The organism is Mesorhizobium sp. M7A.F.Ca.CA.004.04.2.1, assembly GCF_004022825.1.
Lineage (GTDB): Bacteria > Pseudomonadota > Alphaproteobacteria > Rhizobiales > Rhizobiaceae > Mesorhizobium.
The window spans coordinates 1-3,778 of sequence record NZ_RZPH01000599.1; the positions used below are offsets into that span (position 1 = coordinate 1).

Here is a 3,778-nt window from a genome sequence, read left to right on the forward strand (position 1 = left end):
GTGTTCAGCTGCAGCAGGCCTGAGAGGATCGCCCAAACCCCAAACACGGCCAGAACGGCATACATGCTGTTGTTAACCGCCACGATGACGGCGAGCGCCGTTATCGTGCTGACCACGACATTCAAAGCCTGGGACGAGTTGGCCTTCAGGCCGCCATTTACCCTGGCGTCAACCAGATTGGCGAGAGCGTCCCATGCCGGGTAGATCACGAGCAGAAACGCGGTGGGACCGGGTTGCCCGTTGAACAGGATGGCGGCAGCAACCCAGGCGATAGAAAATATGGCGCGTGCGAAATAATAGGATCGTAGCCATCCGGACCGGGTGAAAGATTGGTTTTGCATTGGCAGATTCCTTGTTGCTGTCTACCTATTAGTAGGTAGACAAAACCCCTAAGTCAACCCAATGTCCGGAACACCTCCCTGTGAGAATCGGGAACGATGCAACCTTGACAGTTCGCCTACCAGAAGGTAGGCGGCGATATGAAATCAATGGCTTCGACTTCAGAAAAGATTCTCGATGTCGCGCAGTCTCTCATCGTCGCGGGAGGCTACAACGGGTTCAGCTATGCCGATATCTCGGCTGACATCGGCATCAGGAAGGCGAGTATCCACCATCATTTTCCGACGAAGGCCGAGCTGGTTTCGGTGCTGGTGGATCGTTACAGGCGGCAGGCCGAAGTGGGTTTGGAGTCTCTCCGGGGAGAACTCTCAAGCCCTGCTGAACAACTGCAGTCCTATCTGAACTATTGGCGGACATGCATTCGCGATGCCTCGCCGTCGTTCTGCGTCTGCGCGATGCTCGCCGGCGAGATGCAGATGCTGCCGGAAGAGGTGGCGTCACGCGTTCGTGCCCATTTCCAAAATCTCGCGGGATGGCTTACGTCGGTGCTGCGGGCTGGAATGGAACAGGACTTGTTCCGCTTGAACAACCGGCCGGAGGAGGAGGCCCAGATGCTGATGGCATCGGTTCACGGGGCAATGCTGTCCGCGAGGGCTTTCAGCGATCCCGGGCTGTTCACCATAATCGTCACCCCCCAGATCACCAGGCTGCTGGGACGGGATTGCTAGAAAACTATCGGGCCAAAGTGGTATCAGGCAGCGCAAGTGGCGCGCCCCAAATGAGTTGGTCGAGCGGGAACGAATAGCCTGATGCAATCCTATGATGTAGTGATCATCGGCGCGGGTGCCGCCGGAATGATGTGCGCCGTGGAGACGGCCAAGCGCGGCCGTTCGGTGCTGATCCTCGATCATGCGACGGCGCCTGGCGAGAAGATCCGCATCTCCGGCGGCGGCCGGTGCAATTTCACCAACATCCATGCCAGCCCGCAGAATTTTCTGTCGGGCAATCCGCATTTCTGCATTTCGGCGCTCAGTCGCTACACGCAGCGCGATTTCATCGCCCTCGTCGAACGCCAACGCATTGCCTATCACGAGAAGACGCTTGGGCAGCTGTTTTGCGACGGCTCGGCGCGCCAGATCATCGACATGCTGGTCTCGGAAATGCAGGGCAGGGGCGTGGAGCTGGCGCTCTCGGCCAGCGTTGAGGATGTCCGCAAAACCGTGGAGGGGTTTGCGCTCACCCTCTCCACAGGCTTGGTTACTTGCCAGTCGCTGGTGGTGGCCTGCGGCGGCAAGTCGATCCCCAAGATGGGGGCGACCGGTTTCGGCTATGAGCTTGCCGAACGGTTCGGCCTTGCCATTGTCGAAACGCGACCGGCGCTGGTGCCGCTGACCTTCGACGTAAACACGCTCGAACGGCTGGCGCCCCTGGCCGGCAACGTCGTCGACGCGGAAGTCGCCTGCGGCAAGACGCGGTTCTCCGAAGCGATGCTGTTCACGCATCGTGGCGTCAGCGGGCCATCTATCCTGCAGATCTCTTCCTATTGGCGCGAGGGCGATGAAATCCGCATCGCCATGCTGCCGGCAGTTGACGTGGCGGACCTCATTCGGGTGGCCAAGCGAAGCAATGGGCGGCAAGCGGCACAAACGGTGCTGGCAAATCATCTGCCGAAGCGGCTTGCGCAGTCGATCGCCGAGCGCACCGGGATCGACGGCAACCTTGCTGATCTTTCCGACGCCCAGATGAAAACCATAGCTGCCGCAGTCAATGACTGGCGCATCAAGCCTGCCGGCTCAGAGGGCTACCGCACCGCCGAAGTGACGCTGGGTGGGGTCGACACCAACGGGCTGGACCAGAAGACGATGCAGGCGAAATCCGTGCCGGGCCTGTTCTTCATCGGCGAAGTCGTCGATGTCACGGGTTGGCTGGGTGGCTATAATTTCCAGTGGGCATGGTCGTCGGGCTGGGTGGCAGGCCAGGCGGCCTAGACTTGCGTCTGTGGCTTCGCCCCGGCAGCCGCTTTCTTCTTCTTTTTGGCCTGATTGTAATCGATCGCTGCGCGGACGAGCTCTTTTAAAGCGCCCTCATTGAGCCTGTCGCCCTCGAACATGTCGATTGCCCGCCACACCTTGCCGCCAAAACCATTGTTGAACAGATTGTCGGGGTCCGGCAGGCTGGCGCCATGGGAAAAGGTCAGCTTCACCTTGTCCTTGTGGGCGTTGCCGACCACGATGTTGCCATCGAGGCACCATACCGGGCTGCCCATCCACTTCCACTCCTCGACGATGTCCGGGTCGGCTGCAAGGATGGTCTTGCGGATGCCGGCGAGCGTATCGCCGCGCCAATCGATGAGGCCGGCGATCATTTGGTCGATATGTTGCGAGGGGGTCATTGGGTGTCTCCTGTGTCTCGACCCGTTTCAACCGCCGCCGTTACCAGCGCGCCAGCTGGGTGATCTGAACGAGGTTGCCGCAGCTGTCGTTCAACTGGGCGATGGTCGAACCGGTCGCCTCGGTCGGCGGCTGGATAAACGCACCGCCCTTCGCCTTGATGCGCTCGTAGTCGCCCTTGACGTCGTCGGTGAAGAACATGACCGCGGGCTGGCCCTGCTTGAAGATGGCTTCCTGATAGGCCTTGGCGGCCGGGTTGTCGTTGAGCGCGAGTTGCAGCTCGGTTCCATCAGGCTCTTCAGCCGAGGCCACGGTCAGCCAGCGATAAGGCCCGTTGCTGAAATCGGCCTTTTTGGTGAAGCCCAGCACGTCGGTGTAGAAGCGCAGTGCGTTTTCCTGGTTGTCCACATACACGCTGGTCAGCTTGATCTTCATGGCTCTTTTTCCTCTGTCATAGTCGGTCATTACGGGATCCAGCCGGGCAGGGCCGCGGCCTGCTTGATCCATTCCACCATCCTCGCCTCATCGAACGGATCGTCTTCGCGGATGTCGATCCAGCGCACATCCTTGCTCTTGGCCGTGCCGCCAGGCGGAATCGGCCGCAACGACGTGCCGCTGAAGAAGGTCACTTTCAAATAGTGGGTGAAGACATGGAAACTCACGAACCAGCCTTGGCCCTCGACGCCGTAGAAGGGCGAGTTCCAGCGCACGGCCTTGCGCACGTCGGGCACGTTGTGTTCGATGAGCGCGTCGAGCCGCTCGCCGAGGCCACGCTTCCAGCCCGGCATTGCAGCGATGTAGGCCTGCACCGGAGCGTCGCCGTCGCCCTTGGCGATTTGCGGGTTGCCACCCGAGAGCAGGACCGGTGCCGCTTTGGTCGACTGACCCTGCGTCTTGGTCATTCTACCCACTCCTATCCGCCGGCACGCTGCGCGCCGCGGCCCCTGGCGGCATAGGGCAGCACGAACATGTACAGGCCGCTGAACAGCAGCAGGAAGAGCGGCAGGAGCGGCGAATAGACGACCCAGGCGGGAGGGTGGCCGAACGCC

Annotated in this window: 5 protein-coding genes and 1 pseudogene; 2 read left to right on the top strand and 4 right to left on the bottom strand. The window is 60.9% G+C overall.

Annotated features, from left to right (window positions below; all coding sequences use genetic code 11):
• A pseudogene (locus EN893_RS23415) lies at positions 1–341 on the bottom strand (DUF308 domain-containing protein); the annotation flags it as partial.
• A gap of 138 nt (positions 342–479) precedes the next feature.
• On the opposite strand from EN893_RS23415, the gene EN893_RS23420 reads away from it, so the two are divergent.
• On the top strand, positions 480–1,067 hold the full coding sequence (locus EN893_RS23420) for a TetR/AcrR family transcriptional regulator (protein ID WP_127267739.1): 588 nt from the start codon (positions 480–482) through the stop codon (positions 1,065–1,067).
• Positions 1,068–1,148: 81 nt separating this feature from the next.
• Positions 1,149–2,327, top strand: coding sequence for an NAD(P)/FAD-dependent oxidoreductase (locus tag EN893_RS23425; RefSeq protein WP_127267740.1), 1,179 nt, complete (start codon positions 1,149–1,151; stop codon positions 2,325–2,327).
• Here EN893_RS23425 and EN893_RS23430 read toward each other — a convergent pair.
• From EN893_RS23430 to EN893_RS23440, 3 genes are read right to left on the bottom strand one after another with little or no spacing between them, the layout of a single operon-like run.
• Positions 2,324–2,731: a DUF1801 domain-containing protein gene (locus tag EN893_RS23430; protein ID WP_127267741.1), complete on the bottom strand. Its 408-nt coding sequence runs from the start codon at positions 2,729–2,731 to the stop codon at positions 2,324–2,326. The genes EN893_RS23425 and EN893_RS23430 overlap by 4 nt on opposite strands.
• Positions 2,732–2,771: 40 nt before the next feature.
• Complete coding sequence (locus EN893_RS23435; protein WP_127267742.1) at positions 2,772–3,164, bottom strand: VOC family protein; 393 nt, start codon at positions 3,162–3,164, stop codon at positions 2,772–2,774.
• Between the two features lie 29 nt (positions 3,165–3,193).
• Positions 3,194–3,631 (bottom strand): DUF1801 domain-containing protein, encoded by a 438-nt coding sequence (locus EN893_RS23440; protein WP_127267743.1) that lies wholly within the window; start codon positions 3,629–3,631, stop codon positions 3,194–3,196.
• Between the last annotated feature and the right edge of the window lie 147 nt (positions 3,632–3,778).